The 21,095-nt window shown below is 66.9% G+C and carries 20 protein-coding genes; 16 read left to right on the plus strand and 4 right to left on the minus strand.

All coding sequences use genetic code 11. The features are described 5' to 3' along the window. Positions 1 to 3: 3 nt before the first annotated feature. From HLH29_RS01710 to HLH29_RS01785, 16 genes are all read left to right on the plus strand, one after another. Positions 4 to 837, plus strand: coding sequence for a TrmH family RNA methyltransferase (locus HLH29_RS01710; RefSeq protein WP_182964289.1), 834 nt, complete (start codon positions 4 to 6; stop codon positions 835 to 837). A gap of 117 nt (positions 838 to 954) precedes the next feature. Continuing rightward, on the plus strand, positions 955 to 1,407 hold the full coding sequence (locus HLH29_RS01715) for a hypothetical protein (RefSeq protein ID WP_182964290.1): 453 nt from the start codon (positions 955 to 957) through the stop codon (positions 1,405 to 1,407). Next, on the plus strand, positions 1,391 to 1,822 hold the full coding sequence (locus tag HLH29_RS01720) for a GFA family protein (RefSeq protein WP_182964291.1): 432 nt from the start codon (positions 1,391 to 1,393) through the stop codon (positions 1,820 to 1,822). Before HLH29_RS01715 ends, HLH29_RS01720 begins: the two co-directional genes overlap by 17 nt. Positions 1,823 to 1,846: 24 nt before the next feature. Then, positions 1,847 to 2,233, plus strand: coding sequence for a VOC family protein (locus tag HLH29_RS01725; protein WP_182964292.1), 387 nt, complete (start codon positions 1,847 to 1,849; stop codon positions 2,231 to 2,233). A gap of 136 nt (positions 2,234 to 2,369) precedes the next feature. Then, the gene (locus HLH29_RS01730) at positions 2,370 to 3,623 is read left to right on the plus strand and encodes a sarcosine oxidase subunit beta family protein (RefSeq protein WP_182964293.1); all 1,254 of its coding nucleotides are present in this window, start codon (positions 2,370 to 2,372) and stop codon (positions 3,621 to 3,623) included. Positions 3,624 to 3,639: 16 nt separating this feature from the next. Beyond that, positions 3,640 to 3,921: a sarcosine oxidase subunit delta gene (locus tag HLH29_RS01735; RefSeq protein ID WP_182964294.1), complete on the plus strand. Its 282-nt coding sequence runs from the start codon at positions 3,640 to 3,642 to the stop codon at positions 3,919 to 3,921. After that, positions 3,918 to 6,911: a sarcosine oxidase subunit alpha family protein gene (locus HLH29_RS01740; protein ID WP_182964295.1), complete on the plus strand. Its 2,994-nt coding sequence runs from the start codon at positions 3,918 to 3,920 to the stop codon at positions 6,909 to 6,911. The genes HLH29_RS01735 and HLH29_RS01740 overlap by 4 nt, the downstream gene beginning before the upstream one ends. Next, on the plus strand, positions 6,904 to 7,428 hold the full coding sequence (locus HLH29_RS01745) for a sarcosine oxidase subunit gamma (protein WP_182964296.1): 525 nt from the start codon (positions 6,904 to 6,906) through the stop codon (positions 7,426 to 7,428). Before HLH29_RS01740 ends, HLH29_RS01745 begins: the two co-directional genes overlap by 8 nt. Before the next feature lie 134 nt (positions 7,429 to 7,562). Then, positions 7,563 to 8,819, plus strand: a complete 1,257-nt coding sequence (locus tag HLH29_RS01750) for an aromatic ring-hydroxylating oxygenase subunit alpha (protein ID WP_182964297.1) — start codon at positions 7,563 to 7,565, stop codon at positions 8,817 to 8,819. A 7-nt stretch (positions 8,820 to 8,826) separates the two neighbouring features. After that, positions 8,827 to 9,912, plus strand: a complete 1,086-nt coding sequence (locus HLH29_RS01755; RefSeq protein ID WP_182964298.1) for a hybrid-cluster NAD(P)-dependent oxidoreductase — start codon at positions 8,827 to 8,829, stop codon at positions 9,910 to 9,912. A gap of 4 nt (positions 9,913 to 9,916) precedes the next feature. Beyond that, positions 9,917 to 10,882: a GlxA family transcriptional regulator gene (locus HLH29_RS01760; RefSeq protein ID WP_182964299.1), complete on the plus strand. Its 966-nt coding sequence runs from the start codon at positions 9,917 to 9,919 to the stop codon at positions 10,880 to 10,882. A gap of 10 nt (positions 10,883 to 10,892) precedes the next feature. Beyond that, positions 10,893 to 12,941 (plus strand): NADH:flavin oxidoreductase, encoded by a 2,049-nt coding sequence (locus tag HLH29_RS01765; protein ID WP_182964300.1) that lies wholly within the window; start codon positions 10,893 to 10,895, stop codon positions 12,939 to 12,941. Between the two features lie 4 nt (positions 12,942 to 12,945). Further along, on the plus strand, positions 12,946 to 14,808 hold the full coding sequence (locus HLH29_RS01770) for a DUF3483 domain-containing protein (RefSeq protein ID WP_182964301.1): 1,863 nt from the start codon (positions 12,946 to 12,948) through the stop codon (positions 14,806 to 14,808). Then, positions 14,805 to 15,896, plus strand: a complete 1,092-nt coding sequence (locus HLH29_RS01775) for an electron transfer flavoprotein subunit alpha/FixB family protein (RefSeq protein ID WP_182964302.1) — start codon at positions 14,805 to 14,807, stop codon at positions 15,894 to 15,896. Before HLH29_RS01770 ends, HLH29_RS01775 begins: the two co-directional genes overlap by 4 nt. Next, the gene (locus tag HLH29_RS01780; RefSeq protein ID WP_182964303.1) at positions 15,896 to 16,603 is read left to right on the plus strand and encodes an electron transfer flavoprotein subunit beta; all 708 of its coding nucleotides are present in this window, start codon (positions 15,896 to 15,898) and stop codon (positions 16,601 to 16,603) included. The genes HLH29_RS01775 and HLH29_RS01780 overlap by 1 nt, the downstream gene beginning before the upstream one ends. 16 nt (positions 16,604 to 16,619) lie before the next feature. After that, positions 16,620 to 17,111 carry a prolyl-tRNA synthetase associated domain-containing protein gene (locus HLH29_RS01785; protein ID WP_182964304.1) on the plus strand — a complete coding sequence of 164 codons (492 nt, stop codon included), beginning with the start codon at positions 16,620 to 16,622 and terminating at the stop codon, positions 17,109 to 17,111. Here HLH29_RS01785 and HLH29_RS01790 read toward each other — a convergent pair. From HLH29_RS01790 to HLH29_RS01805, 4 genes are all read right to left on the minus strand, one after another. Further along, positions 17,089 to 17,991, minus strand: a complete 903-nt coding sequence (locus tag HLH29_RS01790) for a diacylglycerol/lipid kinase family protein (RefSeq protein WP_182964305.1) — start codon at positions 17,989 to 17,991, stop codon at positions 17,089 to 17,091. The two genes, HLH29_RS01785 and HLH29_RS01790, sit on opposite strands and share 23 nt — an antisense overlap. Before the next feature lie 75 nt (positions 17,992 to 18,066). Further along, complete coding sequence (gene purU, locus HLH29_RS01795) at positions 18,067 to 18,918, minus strand: formyltetrahydrofolate deformylase (RefSeq protein ID WP_182964306.1); 852 nt, start codon at positions 18,916 to 18,918, stop codon at positions 18,067 to 18,069. A 13-nt stretch (positions 18,919 to 18,931) separates the two neighbouring features. Continuing rightward, positions 18,932 to 20,008: a GlxA family transcriptional regulator gene (locus tag HLH29_RS01800; protein ID WP_182964307.1), complete on the minus strand. Its 1,077-nt coding sequence runs from the start codon at positions 20,006 to 20,008 to the stop codon at positions 18,932 to 18,934. A 127-nt stretch (positions 20,009 to 20,135) separates the two neighbouring features. Further along, on the minus strand, positions 20,136 to 21,092 hold the full coding sequence (locus tag HLH29_RS01805) for a glycine betaine ABC transporter substrate-binding protein (protein ID WP_182964308.1): 957 nt from the start codon (positions 21,090 to 21,092) through the stop codon (positions 20,136 to 20,138). Positions 21,093 to 21,095 lie beyond the last annotated feature (3 nt).

Below are 21,095 nucleotides of genomic sequence, written 5' to 3' on the forward strand. Positions count from 1 at the left end.
GAAATGCGCACCCGTCCCCCGCGTCGTCCGGACGCCAGAATCGCTTCTCATTCGACCGATAACCGGGCGGAAACCGCCGGTCGGGAGTCTTTCCGCTCGCCCCGGCGCAGTGGCGGGACCACGCCGCGCGGAACCTACTGGCTGTATGGGCTGCACCCAGCGCTGGCGGCCCTGGCCAATCCGGAGCGGCGAATCCGCCAGATTCTGACGACCGAAGAGGGCGAGGCCGCGTTGCGCCAGCGGTTGGGCTCCTCCCTGCCGATGCAGCCCCAGCGGGCCGATCGGGCACGGTTCGAGGCGTTGTGCGGTCGTGATGCCGTGCACCAGGGCATCGCGATTCTGACCGATATCCTGCCGCCCCTGGCGATCGAGGATGCCGTGGAGCGGCCTGGTCCGCTGCTGTTGCTGGACCAGGTGACCGATCCACGCAATGTCGGGGCGATCCTGCGTTCCGCCGCCGCGTTCGGCGCCGCCGCCGTCGTGGTGATGGACCGCAATGCACCCGACGAGACTGGGGCCTTGGCCAAGGCCGCCTCGGGCGCACTGGATGTCGTGCCGCTGGTGCGCGTGGTGAATCTGGCCCGTACCTTGGATCTACTGAAGGAACAGAATTTCTGGGTCGTGGGACTGGATGCCGGCGGGGGCGTGCTGGATGGAGGAACGTTCGGGCAGCGACGCGCCGCCCTGGTCCTTGGGGCCGAAGGAGACGGGTTGCGGCGCCTGACCCGCGAGCATTGCGACGAGATCGCTGGACTGGCGATGCCGGGCGATATGGAAAGCCTGAATGTCTCGAATGCTGCGGCGGTCGCGCTGTATGAGGTGACCCGCCGACGCTGATGGTGTGGGGGAGGCGATTCTAAAATCGCCCTCATGATCCGTGAAATGCGGCCGAGAATGGCTGACGGCAGGGAGGGAATCTGGCATCCTGGACGTGACCGGTGGAGAGCGTTGCCGATGAGAGCCGCCATTCCTCTTCTATTCGCTGCATCCCTCATGCTCGCCAGTTGTGTTGAGCGGCGTACCGATGGGATCGTTGCCAGGTCCGATGTCTTGGCGGGCCCGGCGGCCGATGCCCATTTCGTCCGGGACTTCGCGGTGGCTGCTGGGCAGCCCGGCATAATCAATACATGGTTCATGCTGAATCCCGACTGCTCGGTCGGGGGCCAAATCACGGTGCGGGTGCATGAGGCGCCGACGCATGGCACGGTGACGATCGAACCGGGCGCGTATTATCCCAACTATGCGGTCGGCAGTCAGCGGCGAACCTGCAATCTGCGACCTCAGCAGGGTGTGCGGGCTATCTATCATCCGGCTCCCGGCGCGCTGGGAAAGGATCGCTTTTCCATATTGGTCGTAACGCCGCTGGGACAGTCCTGGACGACCGACATTCATGTCGTCATTCGCTGACGGGAGCGTGGGCGCTGGCCGCCCCCTGACCGGAAGCTGTCTGTGCGGCGCGGTCGTCTATCGTCCCGACGGTGCGCCGTTGGATTTCGTGCTGTGTCATTGCGGCCGCTGCCGCAAAACGACGGGGTCGGCTTTCGCCGCCAACCTGATTGCCCATCCGAAGGCTATGGTCTGGATCTCCGACGGTCCGGATGGGAGCATGCGCTGGGACCTGCTGAAGGCCAGCAGCTTTGCCACTGCGATCTGTCGTGCCTGTGGCACGCCGGTTCCGCACGCTACGCGAAACGGGCAACTGATGATCGTTCCGGCCGGCATGCGGGACGATGACCCTGGTATACGGCCGCGCCGGCAGATCTTCACCACCTCGCAGGCGGGTTGGTGCGTCGATCTTGAGGATGTGCCCGTGGAGACCTGACCATTGGCAGCGGGAGCTTGATCGATGTTCAGCCATGTAACCATCGGTGTTGACGACGTTGCCCGCGCGATCCCGTTCTATGACGCATTTCTGGCCCCGCTGGGCATTGCCCGGATCTGGACCGACGAGGACGGTGGCTTTGCCGGCTGGGGTAAGGACGAGGCGGGACCGAAGCCATACCTCACCCGCCCGTTCGATGGCCGGCCGGCGGCCCCGGGCAATGGAGGGATGTGTGCGCTGGCGGCGGACAGCCATGATTCGGTGCGCGCTGCCTGGGAGGCCGCCATGGCTCATGGCGGCAGCGACGAGGGTGCGCCGGGACTGCGCCCCAATTATAGCCCCGATTATTTTGGCGCCTATGTTCGCGATCCGGAGGGCAACAAGCTACACGTCGTCTGTCGCGGCCCATGACGGGGTGATCCACGCGATCGCCATGATGTCGCGAACATGCAAGTGGCGTGTCATTTTTGTAAAAGATTTTCCCGGGTGCGGCTTCCATCATCGCCCACGATCGCGCGTGTCGGTGCGGAGGTGAAGTCAGATCGCCATGCAGAAATTTTCCGCGTTTTCCCTGGCCCGTCAGGCAGTGGGACGTCATCTGGGGTGGCGACCTCAGTGGCGTTCGGCCGCGCCGAAGCCGAGCTATGACATTATCATCGTCGGCGGCGGTGGCCATGGGCTGGGCGCGGCCTATTACCTGGCCAAGCAGCATGGGCTGCGTAACATTGCGGTGGTCGAACGTGGATGGTTGGCGGGCGGCAATACCGCGCGCAATACCACCATCATCCGGTCGAATTACCTGTTCGAGCAGAGTTCGTCCTATTACGAACATGCGCTGAAATTGTGGGAAGGCCTCTCGGAAGAGCTGAACTACAATGTCATGTTCAGCCAGCGCGGCTGCCTGATGGTGGCGCATACGGTTCATGACGTGCAGGTCTTCAAGCGGCATGTCTATGCCAACCGGTTGAACGGCATCGATAATGAATGGCTGACGCCGGAAGAGACCAAGGCGTTCTGTCCGCCGCTGAACATCTCGCCCAACATCCGCTATCCCGTCCTGGGGGCCGCGCTGCAACGCCGCGCCGGTACCGCAAGGCATGATGCGGTGGCCTGGGGGTTCGCGCGGGCGGCCAGCGACCTGGGCGTCGACATTATCGAGAATTGCGAGGTCACGGGCATCGACCGCGACCCATCGGGCAAGGTGACGGGCGTGCAGACGACGCGGGGACCGATCCGTGCGGGCAAGATCGGCGTGTCGGCGGCGGGCCATAGTTCGGTGGTGCTGGCGATGGCCGGCATCCGCCTGCCCCTGCAGGTCAATCCGTTGCAGGCGCTGGTGTCCGAACCGGTGAAGCCGGCCTTTCCCTGCGTGGTGATGTCCAACACCATCCACGCCTATATCAGCCAGTCCGACAAGGGCGAGATGGTGATCGGTGCCGGCACCGATTCCTATGTGTCGTACACCCAGCGCGGGGGCCTGCACATTCCGGCCCACACACTGGAGGCGATCTGCGAATTGGTGCCGGATTTCCGCCGGCTGCGGATGCTGCGGTCGTGGGGCGGGATTACCGACAACACGCCCGATCGCTCGCCCATTACGGCGAAGACGTCGGTGCCGGGCCTCTATGTGAATTGCGGCTGGGGCACCGGTGGCTTCAAGGCGACGCCGGGGGCGGCGAACCTGTTCGCCTGGACGATCGCGCGCGATGAGCCGCACCCGATCAACGCGCCTTTCACCATCGAGCGTTTTCGCGACGGCACCCTTATCGACGAAGCCGCTGCGGCGGCGGTCGCGCACTGACGCGGCGGAGACTGTCATGCTTCTGATCGATTGTCCCTATTGCGGTCCCCGGGCCGAAATCGAATTCGCCTATGGGGGGGAGGCGCATATCGCCCGCCCCGCCGCCGATGTGTCCGAGGCGGAATGGGCCGCGTTCCTGTATCTGCGCGACAATACCAAGGGTGTTCTGGCCGAGCGCTGGCGCCATTCTCATGGGTGTGGCCGCTTCTTCAACGCGCTGCGCGATACGCGGACCGACCGGTTCCACGCCTTCTATGAAATCGGGACGCCTCGGCCCGACGTGGGAGACGCGGCATGAGCGGCGCTTTCCGGCTGGCCGGTCGCGGCCGCATCGATACCACGCGGCCTGTCGTCTTCCGCTTCGACGGGCGGATGGTCAGGGGGTATGCTGGCGATACAGTGGCTTCCGCCCTGCTGGCAGAGGGCCGGCATCTGATGGGGCGGTCCTTCAAATATCACCGGCCGCGCGGCCCGGTTTCCGCCGGGTCGGACGAGCCGAACGCGCTGATCGGCGTTGGCGAGGGAGGGCGGTACACGCCCAATCTGCGCGCGACCCAGGTCGAGATCCATGACGGGATGGTTGCGGTCAGCCAGAATCGCGCGCCCAGCCTGCGCTTCGATATCGGGGCGTTGAACACGCTGGCGGCGCCGCTACTGCCGGCCGGGTTCTACTACAAGACTTTCATGTGGCCGCGCGGGTTCTGGGACAAGGTTTACGAACCGCTGATCCGTCGTGCTGCCGGGCTGGGCCGCGCGCCCACGGAGCCGGACCCTGACCATTATGCGCTGCATTATGCCCATTGCGACGTGCTGGTGGCGGGCGGCGGGCCGGCCGGCCTGGCGGCGGCACTAGCGGCGGGGCAGGCTGGGGCGCGGGTTATCCTGTGCGATGAGAATGCCGAATTCGGCGGCAGCCTGCTGGCCGATACGTACAGCCTCATCGATGGCTTACCCGGTGGGGAGTGGGTGGCGCGCATCGTCGCCGAACTGGAGCGGCTGCCGAATGTGCAATTGCTGACCCGCTGTTCGGCCTTCAATTACGGTCCGCACAACATGGTGGCGCTGAACCAGCGCCTGGCCGACCATCTGGCGACGCCGCCGGCCCATATGCCGCGTGAGCGGATCTGGCAGGTGCGGGCGCGCGAGGTAGTGCTGGCGGCGGGCGCGCTGGAACGGGTGCTGGTCTTCGAGGGCAATGACCGCCCCGGCATCATGCTGGCCAGCGCCGCGCGGACCTATCTGCATCGCTACGGCGTCGCCTGTGGCCGCAAGGCGGTGGTGGTGACGGCTGACGATGCGGCCTATCGCGTAGCGCTGGATCTGGCCGAGGCCGGAGTGAAAATCGCGGCGATTGCCGATCTGCGTTCCACGCCGGGTGGCCCGTTGGTCGAGGCCGTGCGGGCACGGGGAATCGAAATTCTGCCTGCGACCACCATTCAGCGCGCGCATGGTCATCTGCGGGTGACGGGGGCCGAACTGGCGCCGGTCGGGGCGGATGGTGGGGTAGGGAAGGGACGGACTGTCTCGTGCGATCTGGTGCTGATGTCGGGTGGCTTCACGCCCAGCCTGCATCTGCATAGCCAGGCGCGCGGGGCGCTGCGTTTCGACGATGCGCTGGGAGTCTATCTCCCCGGCGAATCGATCGAGCGCGTGCGGTCGGCCGGGTCGTGCCGGGGCATGTTTGCGCTGGACGACGTCCTGCGCGACGGGGTCGCTGCCGGACTGGCGGCGACGGGTGGCAAAAGCGGGCCGGAATGGGCGGTGACGCGCCAGGACGCGCCGGGGACGGGGGGCTTCGCGGGCGCATTGCCGCGTCGTGGCCCCGGCCATCTGGCGCTGGCCTTTGTCGATTTCCAGAACGATGTCACGGCCAAGGATGTGAAACTGGCGGTGCGGGAGGGTTTCCGCTCCATCGAGCATGTCAAGCGCTACACCACCACCGGCATGGCGACCGACCAGGGCAAGGGCTCCAACGTCAACGCGCTGGCCATTGTCTCCAACGTGCTGGGGCGCAGGCCGGAGGAGATCGGGCTGACGACCTATCGACCGCCTTATACGCCGGTGACGTTCGGCGCCTTCGCCGGCCATGCGCGCGGCGACCAGTTCGATCCGCTGCGTCTGCCGCCGATGGATGCGTGGGCGCGCGCGCAGGGGGCGGTGTTCGAGGATGTCGGGCTTTGGCGTCGGGCGCGCTATTTCCCCCGCGTGGGCGAGGACATGGCGGCGGCAGTGGCGCGCGAATGCCGCGCGGTGCGTGCGGCGGCCGGCATCTTCGATGCTTCGACCCTTGGCAAGATCGAAGTGGCGGGCCCGGACGCGGCGGAATTCATGAACCGCTTCTACGTCAATGTCTGGACGAAGCTGGGCGTCGGCAAATGCCGCTACGGGCTGGTGTGTCGCGATAGCGGCTTTGTCTATGATGACGGGGTGGTCGGGCGGATTGCCGCCGACCGGTTCCATGTCACCACGACCACCGGCGGGGCGGCAGGCGTGCTGAACATGATGGAGGATTACCTCCAGACCGAGTGGGCCGACTTGGATGTATGGCTGACCTCGATCACCGAAGAATGGGCGGTGATCGCGCTTCAGGGGCCGCGCGCGCGCGACATCCTGGCGCCGCTGGTGGACGGGCTGGATATCTCGGCCGGTGCGATGCCGCACATGACGCTGCGCGAGGGCAGTATCGGCGGCGTGCCGATGCGGCTGTTCCGCGTCAGTTTCACCGGGGAATTGGGCTATGAGATCAATGTGCCGTCCAGCCAGGCGCAGGCGGTCTGGGATCGTGTCTGGCAGGCTGGGGCGTCACTGGGCCTGACGCCCTATGGTACCGAGGCAATGCATGTGCTGCGGGCCGAGAAAGGCTACCTGATCGTCGGGCAGGAAACCGATGGCACCATGACCCCCGCCGATGTCGGCTGCGGCTGGGCGGTCAGCAAGGTCAAGCCGGATTTCATCGGCAAGCGGGCCCTTGCCCTGCCGGCCATGTACGCGCCGGACCGGTTGCAGATGGTCGGCGTGCTGACCGACGACCCCCGGACGATGCTGGAAGAAGGCATGCAACTTGTCACCGCCGCCGAAACCCCGATTCCGACATCGGCGGAGGGGCATGTGACGTCCTCCTATTTCAGTCCAGCGCTGGGCCGCTCCATTGCGATTGCGATGGTGAAGGGCGGCCGTGGCCGGATGGGCGCCGCCCTGTATGCGCTGCGCCTGGATGGGCCGGCGCTGAAGGTCACGCTGGTTGATCCTGTCTTCTACGATCCCGAGGGGGCGCGCCTGAATGGTTGAGATCGCCGAAGGCTGTGCGCTTGCCGGCCTGCCCCCCATGGTCCGGCTGGTATTGCAGGGACGCGCGGCGGCGCTGGATGCCGCCGCCACATCGCTGGGGCTGGCGGCCCCGCCGCCGATGCTGCGTGCGGCATCGGGCACGGGTGGAACGGCGCTGAGGCTGGGGCCGTTCGAACTGCTGATCCTGCCTACGCCGGACGGACGCGCCGGGGTGGATACCGCGCTGGCCACGGTGCCGCACAGTCTGGTGGAAGTCAGCGACCGCAATGTCGGTTTCATGCTGGAGGGCGCACGGGCAGCCGACATTCTGGCCGGTCTCTGCCCGCTGGATTTCGCGCTGTCGTCCTTCCCGGTCGGGATGATGACGCGCACACTGCTGGACAAGGCCGGCGCGATGATCTGGCGCACGGATGCCCAGTCCTTTCACATCGAGGTCTGGCGGTCGTTCGGGCCATATGTCGAGGCGCAACTGCGCGAAGTGGCGCAGGGCATTTCTTTCTCGCTTCTGGCGGTCTGAAAAAAATGGATGACGGAAAAAGGAAATAGGGACAGCATATCGATATCGTAATGTCCTGGGTGGGGACTAGGAGGCGGATGTGCCCGTCGCCCTTCGCAACAGGACGGCCGCCGGCCGATGGAGAGCGTTGTGCCATGCCGAAATACGATGCCGAGGCGGTAAGGGCCCTGATTGCCCGTCGTCGACCGGGACATGCGCTGGAAGGCGCGTTCTACACCGACCCGGAAATCTTCCGGGCCGATATCGATGCCATTTTTCACCAGCACTGGATTTATGTGGCGGTGGAATGCGAGGTGCCGGAGCCTGGCGATGCGCTGGCGGTGGATATCGGTGCGTCGTCCGTCGTGATCGTCCGCGGCGACGACGAGCAGGTTCGTGCCTTCCACAATGTCTGCCGCCATCGCGGCGCGCGGCTGTTGCCGCCGGGACCGTCCATCGTCGGCAATCTGGTCTGCCCCTATCATGCCTGGACCTACGGGCTGGATGGCGACCTGAAATTCGCCGAACATATGGGCGACGGTTTCGATCCGTCCTGCCACGGGCTGCGCCCGGTGGCGATGCGCTCGGTCGGCGGGTTGCTGTTCATATGCCTGGCGGAAACGCCGCCCGACGATATCGACGATCTGGCGCGGCAGATCGAGCCGTATCTGGCACCGCATGATCTGCGCAACACGCGCGTCGCGCATTCGGCGGACTTGGTCGAATATGGCAACTGGAAGCTCGTGATGGAAAATAATCGCGAATGCTACCATTGCACGCCCAATCATCCGGAACTGACGATTCCGCTCTTCGCCTACGGGTTCGGCTTCGCTCCTGAGGAGTTGACGCCGGAAGGGCAGGAACAGGCGGCACGGTACGAAACGCTGCGCCAGACCTCTCATGCGGCCTGGGAGGAAGCGGGCCTGCCCTCGCGCCTGATCGAGCATCTGGACGACCGCCCCACCGGTTTTCGCACCGAACGCCTGCCGTTGGACGGCGCGGGCGAAAGCCAGACGATGGACACGATGGCGGCCTGCCGCGTTCCGCTCGGTTCGATCAGCGACAAGGCAGCCGGAGGGCTGCATTTCTGGACCCAGCCCAATTCGTGGCATCATTTCATGAGCGATCATGTCGTGACCTTCACCGCGTTGCCGCTGGATGAGGGACGCACGCTGGTCCGCACCAAATGGCTGGTCCACAAGGATGCCGTGGAAGGTGTGGATTATGATCTGGAGAAGTTGACCGACATCTGGAACGTGACCAACCGTCAGGATGCCGATCTGGTGGAGATGACGCAGCGCGGGGTCGCGGACCCGGCTTACGTGCCCGGCCCTTATTCGCCTTATACCGAAGGACTGGTCGAGAAATTCATGCTCTGGTACCTGGCGCGCCTGCGCGCACATCTGGGCTGAGCGCCGCATGACGACCGTCGAGGCCCTGCCGCCCTTCTGGGACCCGGAACAGGACGAAATGCTGGTCTGTCGCGCCGTGCGGCGGCAGACCCATGATGTGGCGACCTTTATTCTGACCGCGCCTGCGCCGCGCCGGTTCCGCTACCGGCCGGGGCAGTTCATGACCTTTACCATCATGATCGGGGATGTCGTGTATCATCGCTGCTACACGCTCTCCTCCTCACCCAGCCGGCCGGACGCGGTGGCGATCACGGTCAAGCGCGTGGCCGGCGGCCCGGTGTCGAACTGGCTGCATGATCATCTGCGGCCGGGGATGGAGATCGCGGCGCTGGGCCCGGCGGGGGATTTCGTGCTGGATGTGCCGCCGGACGGTGCGGCGGAACGATATGTGTTTCTGTCGGCGGGCAGCGGCATCACGCCGGTGATGTCGATGGCGCGGCACATGGTCGATACGCGCTTCGATGTCGATGCCGTATTCCTGCATTCCGCCCGCTCGCCGAACGACCTGATTTTCGAACGCGAACTGGCATGGATGGAAAGCCAGGCACCGTCGCTGCGGGTGCGGATGATCTGCGAGCACGATACGCCCTGGCGGCGTTGGCCGGGTGCGATGGGGCGGATCGACGCGGCGCTGCTGATGCGCGAGGTGCCCGATCTTCTCGCCCGCCGCTGGTTCGTCTGCGGGCCCGAGGGCTATCGCCAGGCAGTGCGGGCGTTGGCCACGCAAGCCGGGCTGGATATGGAGCGCTTCCACGAGGAAAGTTTCGATTTTGGCGAACTGGTGCCACAGGAGGCCGACGATTCCGAGCAGGATGTTGTGCCCGGTGGCGTGCGATATGCAGTCAGCTTCACCCGAAGCCGGCGCGAGATTGCCTGTGCCGGTGATACGCCGGTTCTGTCCGCCGCGCGGGCTGCCGGGATGCGCCTGCCGGCGTCCTGCGCGCGGGGCATGTGCGGAACGTGCAAATGCAGGTTGGTATCCGGCACGGTGGAGATGAAACATGACGGTGGCATCCGCCAGCGTGAGATCGACCAGGGCATGATCCTGATCTGTTGCGCGCGCCCCACCAGCGATCTCGTGATCGAGCGTTAGAGCGATGGCTCCACGCGCCAGCGACCTCGCCAGCCTGCGCCGTTTCGGGTTCCTGACGCTGAAGACCTATTCGCTGATCGCTGTCAGCAACGCGATCGAGGCGTTGCGCATGGCCAATCGGGTGACCGGGCGCGAGGATTATGCCTGGCGGGTGCTGAGCCTGGATGGCGCGCCGATTGCCGCCAGTAACGGATTGTCGCTGCATCCGACCGAAGCGCTGGGGGACGCCGAGGGGCTCGATGTGCTGTTCGTGTGCGGTGGGATCGATGTCCGCGGTGCCACCAGCCAGGAGCTGCGGGTGGCGCTGCGCCGGCTGGCGCGGCAGCGGATCGTGATCGGGGCGTTGTGTACCGGCACTTTTGCCCTGGCTGAAGCCGGGCTGCTGCGTGGTTATCGCTGTGCGATCCATTGGGAAAATCTGGGCGCGATCCGCGAGGAATTTCCCGAGATCGATATTGTGGACGAGATGTTCGTGATCGATCGCGATCGCATCACCTGCACTGGTGGCGCGGTGCCGTTGGATATGATGCTGCGGATCATCGCCACCCATCTCGGCCCGGCGCGCGCCCGCGAAATCGCGACGCAGTTCCTGCTGGAGCGCGACCGGGCGGGGAGCGAGGTTCAGCCCGTCACCACGCTGGACCCCTTGCCGCCATCGATGGGCCGCGCCGTGCAGCTGATGGAAAGCCGTATCGACCAGAAGCTGAGCGTAGGTGAGATCGCGCGCGCCGCCGGCCTGTCGGAACGCCAGTTGGAACGGCTGTTCCGCACCTATACCGGTGCCACGCCGGTCGCTTATCTGGCCGCGACACGGCTGGAGCGCGCACGGCGCCTGCTGCGGCAGACCGGCATGTCGATCACGGATATCGGCATTGCCTGTGGCTTCATGTCCCTGGCCCATTTCTCGACCGCCTTCCGTAACCGGTTCGGCTATGCCCCGCGCCAGGAACGTCAGCGGCAGGCAGGCTGAAGGAACGAATATGATCCCCTATGCCGACGCCCTGCTGAAGCCGTTGCGCATCAAGTCGATGGTCATCCGCAACCGGGTGATGAGCACCAGCCATGCACCGGGCTATGGCGTCGATGGCAAACCGCAGGAGCGCTACCAGCTTTATCACGCCGAGAAGGCGAAGGGCGGCATCGGGCTGACCATGTTCGGTGGTTCCTCCTCGGTCGAACTGGACAGCCCGGCCACGCCGTGGAGCCAGATCGCGGTCTCCGACGACAGCGTGATCCCGTATTTCCGCCAGTTCGCGGACCGGGTGCATGGCCATGGCGCCCGGTTGATGATCCAGTTGACCCATATGGGGCGCCGTACGCGGTGGGATACCGATGCGTGGCTGCCGGTGATCGGGCCCTCGGTCCGGCGCGAGCCGGCATCGCGGTCGATCCCCAAGGAGATGGAGCCGGAGGATATTACCCGTGTCGTCCGTGCCTTTGGTGCTGCCGCGCGGCGATGTCGCGAGGGCGGGTTGGACGGGCTCGAAATCTCGGGGGCGCATGGTCATCTGCTGGACCAGTTCTGGAGCCCATCGGTCAATCACCGGCACGATGCCTATGGTGGCAGTTTGGAACACCGGATGCGCTTCGGCATCGAGGTTCTGAGCGCGATCCGTGAGGCGACCGGGGATGATTACGTGGTCGGCATGCGCATGTCGGGCGATGAACTGATGAAGGGGGGGCTTACGCAGGAGGATTGTATTGCGATTGCCGAGGACTACGCGCGTCGAGGATTGATCGATTTCGTCAATGTCATCGGCGGGCAGGCGCGTGATGAGATGGCGCATGCGGTCTCGCTGCCTAACATGGCGTTTCCCGTCGCGCCTTTTCTCGGCTTGGCCAGCGCGATCAAGCGGGCCGTGGATATTCCCGTTTTTCACGCCCAGCGCATCACCGACCTGGCGACGGCGGCCCGCGCGGTGGCCGAGGGGCATGTCGACATGGTGGCGATGACCCGCGCGCATATCGCCGACCCGCATCTGGTCAGGAAACTGGCGGCTGGGCACGAGGACGATATCCGCCAATGTGTGGGGGCGGGCTATTGCATCGACCGGATCTATGTCGGTGGCGACGCGCTGTGCCTGCAGAATGCGGCGACGGGCCGCGAGGCGACGATGCCGCACGAGATCGCGCCGGCGCCGCTGACGCGGCGCGTGGTCATTGTCGGGGCCGGCGTGGCGGGGCTGGAGGCCGCGCGGGTCTGTGCCCAGCGTGGCCATCAGGTGACGCTGTTCGAACGAGAGGACCGCACTGGTGGGCAGGTGAACCTGGCGGCCCGCGCGACGTGGCGCGAGGCGCTGTCAGGCATTGTGCGCTGGCTGGACGGGCAGGTGCGCAAGCTGGGGGTCGACCTGCGACTGGGCGAGGACGCGACGGCGACCGACATCCTGCTGCGCGCGCCGGATGTGGTGATTGTGGCGACGGGCGGTGATGCGATCCGGGGTGACGATCCGGGCAGCGACCTGCACCATACGACGCGGGACGTGCTGGCGGGACGGGTTGCGCCGACGGGCAGCGTGCTGATCTTCGACGAAATGGGGCAGCATAATGCGTCCTCGGTAGCGGAATTGCTGGCCACGCGGGGGTGTCTGGTCGAGCTGGTGACGCATGATCGGCTGGTGGCGCAGGAGGTCGGTACCACCAATCAGCCGGTGCATCTGCGCGAATTCTATCGGCTGAACGTTGTGACGACGCCGAACATGGAGCTGACCGAGACCTGGCGCGAGGGCAACCGGCTGGTCGCCGTGCTGCGCAACACCATGACGGGTGCGGAAGAGGAGCGGGTGGTCGATCACATCGTGGTCGATCGCGGCGGGACGCCGGATACGATTGTTTATGACGGGTTGAAGGCGGCCTCGGCCAATGAAGGGCAGACCGACGTGCACGCGCTGGTCGCCGGACGGCCCCAGCCGGTGATGGAACGGATCCGGGTCGGGGAGTATGCGCTGTTCCGTATCGGCGATGCCGTGGCGGCGCGTAACGTCCATGCCGCGCTCTATGACGCGCTGCGGCTGTGCAAGGATCTCTAGCCTGATGCGCGCGCTGATCGTGGGGGAGATCGGGGGCATTGCGCTGGCGGCGGCGGTGGGTTGGCTGGTGCTGCTGGCGCGTTGGCTGAAGGGGCGCCCGGCGACCGGTTGGCTGGCCGGGCTGCGTCAGGTGCCCGGGCGCTATCTGGTGGATGTGCATCATGTCGTCGCGCGCCGTCCGGCGGCGGCGCGGATGCATGCGATGGCGGCCGGGGGCGTATTGGGTGGGTTGGCGCTGGCGCTGCTGGCGGCTCTGCTGGGTGCGGGGGGGATCGTCTGGGCGCTGGCGGCGCTGGCTTTTGGAATGGGGGGTATCGGTGCGCTGCTGGTGTGGCGGCGACGGGTGCCGAAGACGCCGCCCGCCTTGTCGGGAGGCGTATTCCTGTGGCTGCCGGCAGCTCTGGCCGCATGGTGTGTGGGCAATGGATTGGCCGCCCTGTTCATGGCGATCGGCGCGTCGGCGCTGCCGGTGATCCTGTCGGTGGTGCTGGGCGGCTTGGGCGGGGTGGCGCTGCTGCGGTTGGTGGCGCTGGGGCCGATGCGCCATGCGTTGGCGGGCGTGGCATGGCTGGCCGGTCATACGCGGCCGGGCCGCTTCAGCGGGAAGGGGCGCGATACGGGGTTACGGCCGCTCGATCTTGCGGCGCCGCGTCTGGGCGTGCTGGTGCCTGCCGATTTTTCGGGGCCGGAACTGGCTGGTTTCGATGCCTGCATCCAGTGCGGGCGGTGCGAGGAGGCGTGCCCTGCTTTCGCCGCCGGGCAGCGCCTGAACCCCAAGGCGCTGATCCAGGCCCTGTCGGGGGCGATGCGTGCCGTGCCGCCTCCTTATGCCGGGCGGCCGGCACCATCGGCGCCGGTGTTGCGGGGCAAGGGGGGAATGGAAGAGCCTATCGTCGGCAATGTGCTGCATCGCGACACGCTGTGGGCCTGTACCACTTGTCGCGCCTGTGTCGAGGAGTGTCCGATGCTGATCGAGCATGTCGACGCGGTGGTGGCGCTGCGTCGGGGACAAACCCTGATGCTGGGGGCCACGCGTGACGGCGCGGCGCAGGCATTGCGGGCTTCGCGCGAGCGGGCCGAGCCGGGCGGCCGGGATCTGGCGGCGCGGGGGGACATGATTGCGGCCCTCGATGTGCCGGTGGTGCCGCCGGGGGGCGAGACGGACATCCTGCTGTGGCTGGGTGAGGGGGCGTTCGACGCGCGCTATGGCCGCACATTGCGCGCGCTGGTCACGCTGATGCGCCGGGCCGGACTGCGCTTCGCCACCCTGGGCGGGGACGAGGTCGATTGCGGGGATCTGGCGCGCCGTCTGGGGGATGAGGCGACATTCCAGGCTCTGGCGGCGGAAGCCATCTCGGCGCTGAATGCGCGGCGCTTTACGAAGATCGTTACCGCCGATCCGCATGTGTTGCATGTGCTGCGCAACGAGTATCCGGCGCTGGGCGGCCGGTGGGAGATTCAGCACCATACCGGCCTGCTGGACGAACTGGTGCGCGACGGGCGGCTGCGCCTGGAGCGGCGGGAAGGTGCGCGCGTCGCCTATCACGATCCCTGCTATCTGGGCCGGTACAATGGCGAGATCGATGCGCCCCGCCGCCTGCTGGATGCAGCCTGCACCGACCGGGTGGAAATGGCGCGCCATGGCATGCGCGCCATGTGCTGTGGCGGCGGGGGCGGCAGTCCGGTCAGCGATGTCGATGCCGTCACCCGCATTCCGGACCTGCGGATGGAGCAGGCGCGGGCGGCGGGAGCGAGCCTGGTGGCGGTGGCCTGCCCCGGCTGCACCGCGATGCTGGAAGGCGTGACCGGCCCGCGCCCCGAGATCCGTGACGTGGCCGAACTGGTGCTGGCGGCGGTGGTGGCATGAGCAATGGTGTGATGACGGGGCGGCCCAGACGCGATCCACGTGCGGAACGGGCGCGTTGCCTGGTGCCGGGCGGTGCCCGGCCGCGTCTGGCGCGTGCCGGCCGGGATGGTATGGCGATTGCGCCGGATGCCGGGCCGCGTGAGCCCGTGATGATTCGCGTCGAAACGCCTGTCTTCTGGGTTGCGGCGGTCGTCGAGGCGCCGAATGGGCGGCTGGATCGCTGGGCGCGCCAGACTTTGGGGGCGGCGCGTGTGTTGGCGGGGGCGGATGGTGGCGTCGTTGCCTTGCTGGCTGGGAGAGATGCGGGCGAGGCAGTTGGCGAGGCGGGTGCGGACCGTGTGGTGTGGCTGGATACGGCCATTGGTCCGGACGCGATGCCGGGGGTGATGCTGGCGGCGCTGGCGCCGTTTGCGCCGCGCCATGTGGTGCTGGCGGAAACGCCGGCGGGGGGGGATTGGGCGCGCCGGCTGGCTGCGCGGTCGGGGTGGCCGATCCAGACCGGAATTGAAATGCTGAGCGCGCGCCAGGCGATCCGGCCTGTTGGGGCCGTGCGGCGCGAGCGGGCGGCCGTGCCGGCCCGAGTACTGACCCTGCCGATCGATCGTGTCGCGCCTTATGGCGGGACGCGGCGCGAAGGCCGGCCATGCCCGCCGCCGGACGTGCCGGCGATGGCGGCGCGGATGCAGGTCGGGCCGGTGATGGCGGCGCAGGCTGCCGGCATTCCCCTGGCCGAGGCGCCGTTTGTGATGGCGGCGGGGCAGGGGGTGGTTGATTTTGAAAGTTTTCATACCCTGTCTAGACTTATGGGTGCGACCGAGGGGGCGAGCCGTGTGGTGTGCGATGCCGGGCTGATGCCGCGCGCGGCGCAGGTCGGTGCGTCGGGCACGGTGCTGGACGCGCGCTGCTATCTGGCGTTCGGCATTGCCGGTGCGCCGCAGCATCTTCAGGGATTGGGCAAGGTGGAGCATGTGGTGGCGGTCAATACCGACCTGCATGCGGCGATCGTCGCGCGGGCGGGGCTGTCGATCATTGCCGATGCGCAGGCGGTCATGCCGGCGCTGATCGCGCTGCTGCGGGGGGAAGGGTGATGCGCAGCGTGGTGCTGCTCTCGGGCGGGATCGACCCTGTCTCCGGCCGTTCGGCTCCGCCGCGCGGCGAGATTGCGGCGATCGGGCTGGCGCTGTCGGCGGGCGGGGCGGTCGGTGGGTTGCATGTGGGTCTGCCGGCGGCGGCCCTGGGGCAGGCGGCCGGTCATGGGCTGGGACAGATCGCGTGTCTGCGGGGGGTGGGCGATCCCGTCGCGATTCTGGCGGCGCATCTGTCTGCCGCGCCGCCCGATCTGGTACTGGCGGGGTCGCGGGCCTGTGGTGGCGAGGATAGCGGCATGCTGCCCTATCTGCTGGCCGAGCGGCTTGGCTGGCCGCTGCTTGCCGGCGTGATGGCGATCGGTGCCGGGGCGGATGGCTGGCTGCCGGTGACGATCGGCCTGCCGTTGGGGGCGCGGCAGGACGCGCGGATCAGGCTGCCCTGCATCCTGTGCGCGCATGATGCGGCGCCGGCGCCGCCCTTTGTCTTCGACCGCGCGCGGCGGGTGGCGATGCATACGGTCGCTGTGGCGGATGCGGAGACCATCGCCCCGCTGGAAGGGACGGAGCGACCCTATCGTGCGCGCCCCCGGCTGATCGGGTCGGCCGCGCCGGCTGGTGGAGGGCGGGTGCTGGACAATCCGGACCCTGCCGAGGCGGCGCGGGTGCTGCTTGACCATCTGCGGGCGCTCGGCATGCTGGGCGCATGAGAAGGAACATCCATTGATGCGTGAAGATCTGCGTGCCCTGCTGGAGCGGCTGGATTTCCAGCCGCGCGGCGTCAGCCATCCGCCCGTCCGCACGGTGGAGGAAGCGCATCTGCATTATGCGGGGCTGGATGGGGTGCATACCAAGAATGCCTTCCTGAAGGATGCAAAGGGCGTTCTGGTGCTGGTGAGTGTGCCGGCGGACCGGCGGCTGGACATGAAGGCCCTGCCGGGGCTGATCGGGACCAAGCGCCTGTCCTTCGGTAGTCCGGAGCTGATGCGTGCGGTGCTGGATACCGAACCGGGGGCGCTGGGGCCGCTCAGCCTGGTGGCCGATACGCAGCGCCAGGTCCGCTTTGCCATCGAATCCTCGCTGCTGGAGGCCGATGCCATCACCTGTCATCCGCTGGACAATACCGAAACCTGGGTGTTTCCCCGCGCCGTGCTGATCCGCCTGCTGGCCGATCTGGGGGTGGAACCGGTGGTCTTTACCCTGCCGGCGGAGGGGTAGGGCCCGTCGCCACGTGCAGTGGCGATGCGGAAATATCGAGAAGAACCGGGGAAAATCCTTTGCGGTCGCCGTCACTCTGGATGGGAATGGCGGCGGGGGACGGGATCTGGACGGTCGAGGCGGTCAGGGTTCGCGTGCCCTTCTGCTGCTCGATTCTGCCGAGGAACAGCGAGAGAATGGTCCTGACCAGGGCCAGCTTGCCGGATGTTTCGAACAGGATGACGGAAAAATTCCTGTCCCCGTGCGCGGAGTGGCGCGTCAGCTCGTATTTTCCGGCGTAGAGCGAGCCTTTCGAGACGATGACGGTCGTGGCGCGATGGGGAATATCGTCGATCAGCGCGGTAAATTCCGTCAATTCGAACCGGAAGAGGGATGAGAGCGTGCTGACGGCATAGGCGGCGCGGCCTACCCATGCTTTCAGCCGCGTCGAGGTGCCGTGGACGATGTGGGCGTCGAACCCGATGCTGGCCATCTGTACGAAAAGCTGGCGCCCCGCCTTTGTGTGGAGATAGCCGGGCCAGATGGTCGTGAAATGGCCGGCCTGGATCAGGGCGGCGTTCCTGATCTCGTTGAAGGGGATCTTCAGCTCGTGCGCCAGCACGTTGGCCGAGCCGAGGGGGAGGATGCCCAGGATGGCGGAGGTGCCGATCATGCCCGCCGCGACTTCCGCGATCGTGCCGTCTCCGCCCGCCGCGACGATGTGGGAATAGAGCCCGCTGGCGGCGGCGTCGCGGGCAAGGATGGTCGCGTGGCCGGGATATTGTGTCCGCGCGATTGTCGTGCGCGGGCCGGCCTGCTCCAGATGGCGTACGAAGCGGGAAATTCTTGAACGACTATGATGTCCGGCCGTCGGGTTTGTAATGATAATGACTTTTTTCATCGAAAAAATTCATCTTCCGGGAAATGTCCGCGATCCTATACACGTCCCCGGGGATGAAAGACATGACCGGTCCGGTCAGTCCGGAAACACCACCGTGCGATGCCCGTTGACGATCACGCGCCGTTGCAGATGGTAATGCACGGCCTTGGACAGCACGCGCCGTTCCACGTCGCGGCCCTTGCGGATCAGGTCGTCGGGCGTGTCGGCGTGCGAGATGCGTTCGACATCCTGTTCGATGATCGGGCCTTCGTCGAGGTCTGCCGTGACGTAGTGGGCGGTGGCGCCGATGAGCTTGACGCCGCGGGCCTGGGCCTGGTGATAGGGGCGCGATCCCTTGAAGCTGGGCAGGAAGGAATGGTGGATGTTGATGCAGCGGCCGGAGAGTTTCGCCGCCATCTCGTTCGACAATACCTGCATGTAGCGGGCCAGCACGACCAGGTCGGCCCCGATTTCGGTCACCAGGCGCCATAGCTGCTCTTCCTGCGCCGCCTTGGTCATGGGGGTGACGGGCAGGTAGTGGAACGGGATGTCGTCGGTGGCGACGGCGCGGGTGGCCTCGCGCGGGTGGTTCGACACGATGGCCACCGGGTCCATCGCCAGTTCGCCGATGCGCCAGCGATAGAGCAGGTCGGCCAGGCAATGGTCGAATTTCGACACCATGATCAGCACGCGCTGCCGCGCGCCGGCCGGATAGAACTGCCAGTGCGCGTCGAACCGGGCCGCCACCCCGACCAGGATTGCCCGGTCGGGCGGGGTGGCGGCGGTGAAGGCGATGCGCATGAAGAACTGGCCCTCCGCCAGATCCGCATGCTGATGGATCTCGATGATGTTCGCGCCCGCATCGAACAGGCAGCCCGACCAGGCGGCGACCAGGCCTGTCTGGCTGGCGCAGGTGACGATGAGGATATGGGCGTCGGCATAGGCCATGGTCGGGGTGTCCTTACCGGTCGGAGAACAGCCTGATGCCGGCATGGGACAGCACGTCCGGCGCGGCGCGGCGGGCGGCGAAGTCGGGCAGGGCCGTGCGATGGCAGGCGCTGGGGCTGATGCCGAACATGTTCTTGAAATGACGGGAGAAATGCGAGCAGTCGGAAAAGCCCATCTCGATGGCGATTTCGGTCACGCTCATTTCGCCGGCTTCCAGCAGGGCGCGGGCGTGGCGCAGGCGCAATGTGCGATAGAAATCCTGCGGCTTGCGGCCCAGCGTGGTCTGGAACAGCCGTTCGAGCTGGCGGCTGGAGATCCCCAGCCGGGCGGCGAGCTGCGCGATCGGCAGCGGGCGCGCCATGTTCTGTTCCATGTGTAACACCGCGCGCCGCACCCGAGGGTCGGCGAAGCGGGTGGCCGAGGCCAGGGTCGGCGGCTGGGGTTGCAGCCTTGTCTGGTTGCCGGCGGCGCCGGCGCGTTCCATCAGCAGGATATGACTGGCCTTGAGCCCCGCCGGGCGGCCGATGCTGCGTTCGATCAGGTGCATGGCCACGTCGGCCGCCGCCCCGCCGCCGGAGCAGGTGATGCGGTCGCCATCGTCGAGGAACATCTGGTCGCTGACCGGCTCGTGGGTGGGAAAGGCCTCCTGGAAATCCTGGCGATGGTACCAGCTGACGCAGACGCGGCGATTGTCCATCAGCCCGGCGCGGCACAGGGCGAAGGTGCCGGTGCAGACGCCGATCAGGGTGATGCCCATCGCGGCGGCGCGGCGCAGCCAGGCGGTGGTGACGTAATCGATCTGCTCCTGCCCGTGCAGCAGGCCGCCGACCACGACGATATGGTCGAAGGCCCTGGGATCGCCCAACGGGGCGTCGCGCGCGATGGCCACGCCGCAACTGGAGCGCACCGGATGGACCGAGGCGGAGAGGACCTGCCAGGAACAGTGGATGGGGCGGCTGCGATCGTCCTTGTCGGCGGCGAGGCGCAGATGGTCGACGAACAGGGCGAAGGCGGACAGCGTGAAATGCTCGGCCAGAACGAAGCCGACGCGCAGGCGCGGCTTGATGCCGGCCGATGCCCCTTCTGACATGATCATTCTCCCGATCGTGGCCGGCCCGTGCCGGGCGGTTTGATTGCTTGTCCGAAACGAGGATACGGAACCATAAGCGCGTGCCTCTTGTCCCGATACGACATAAATTTCATTCGATCCGTCAGATTCATCCGCCGGGCGCGAGAAATGCCTGCATGGCGGGCAGGGACGGCGCGCCATCGCGGGTGGTCACGCCGTCCAGCCAGGCGTGCCAGGCGTCGGGATGGCCGCGCAGCCAGCGCCGGGCGACCTGGGGCGGGGGCATATGGTCGCGCTGGATGGCCAGCATCATGATGTTCTCGTCGGGGATCGTGAAGCGGATCCGGGCCAGCAGGCGCGCCGCGTTGGGGCAGTCCGTGCGGTAGCCGCGCCGGATCACGGTATTGACGGTGGCGCCGCCATCGGGGCCGAAGACCTTGTCGCCGCCGGTCAGGTAGCGCAGGGCGAAGCGCAGGTTCATGGGATGGGGTTCCCACGCCAGGAACACGATCGGGCGGTGGCTCTGGATCATGCGGTCGACCTGGCTGAGCATGCCCTGCTCGCTGCTTTCCACCAGGCGGAAGCGTTGAAGCTGGAACTGGTTGGCGCGGATCATGTCCAGCACCAGCGCGTTGCCGTCATTGCCGGCTTCTAGCCCGAAGATCATGTAGCCCAGGCGCGAGCCCCATGCCGCGATGTCGCGATAATCGCGCAGGCCCGCCTGCCAGACATAATCGGGCACCGCCAGCGTGTAATGCGCGCCCGACAGGTTGGTGGCCAGCCGTTCCACGGACCCGTCGGCCAGGAACGGCGCGATCGGGGTGCTGCCCGAGGGTTCCCAATTGCTGAGAAACGCATCCACGCGCCGGTCGCGCATGGCCACGTAGGTCATGGTCAGGGCCAGCATCGGCGTGCGGGGCGCGTAGCCGAGTGCCTCGAACAGGGTGGCGGCGACGGCGGTGACCGCTTCGGCATCCGTCCAGCCGACATTGGACAGGCGGACCGGCGCGCAGGCGGCCGGATCGCCGGATGCGGCATGCGCCCCACCCGTCGGGAGGGCCAGCAGGATCAGAATCGCGAACAGGCGGGCGGTGCGGCTGGGCATGCG

The organism is Gluconacetobacter tumulicola, assembly GCF_014174215.1.
Taxonomy (GTDB): Bacteria; Pseudomonadota; Alphaproteobacteria; order Acetobacterales; family Acetobacteraceae; genus Gluconacetobacter; species Gluconacetobacter tumulicola.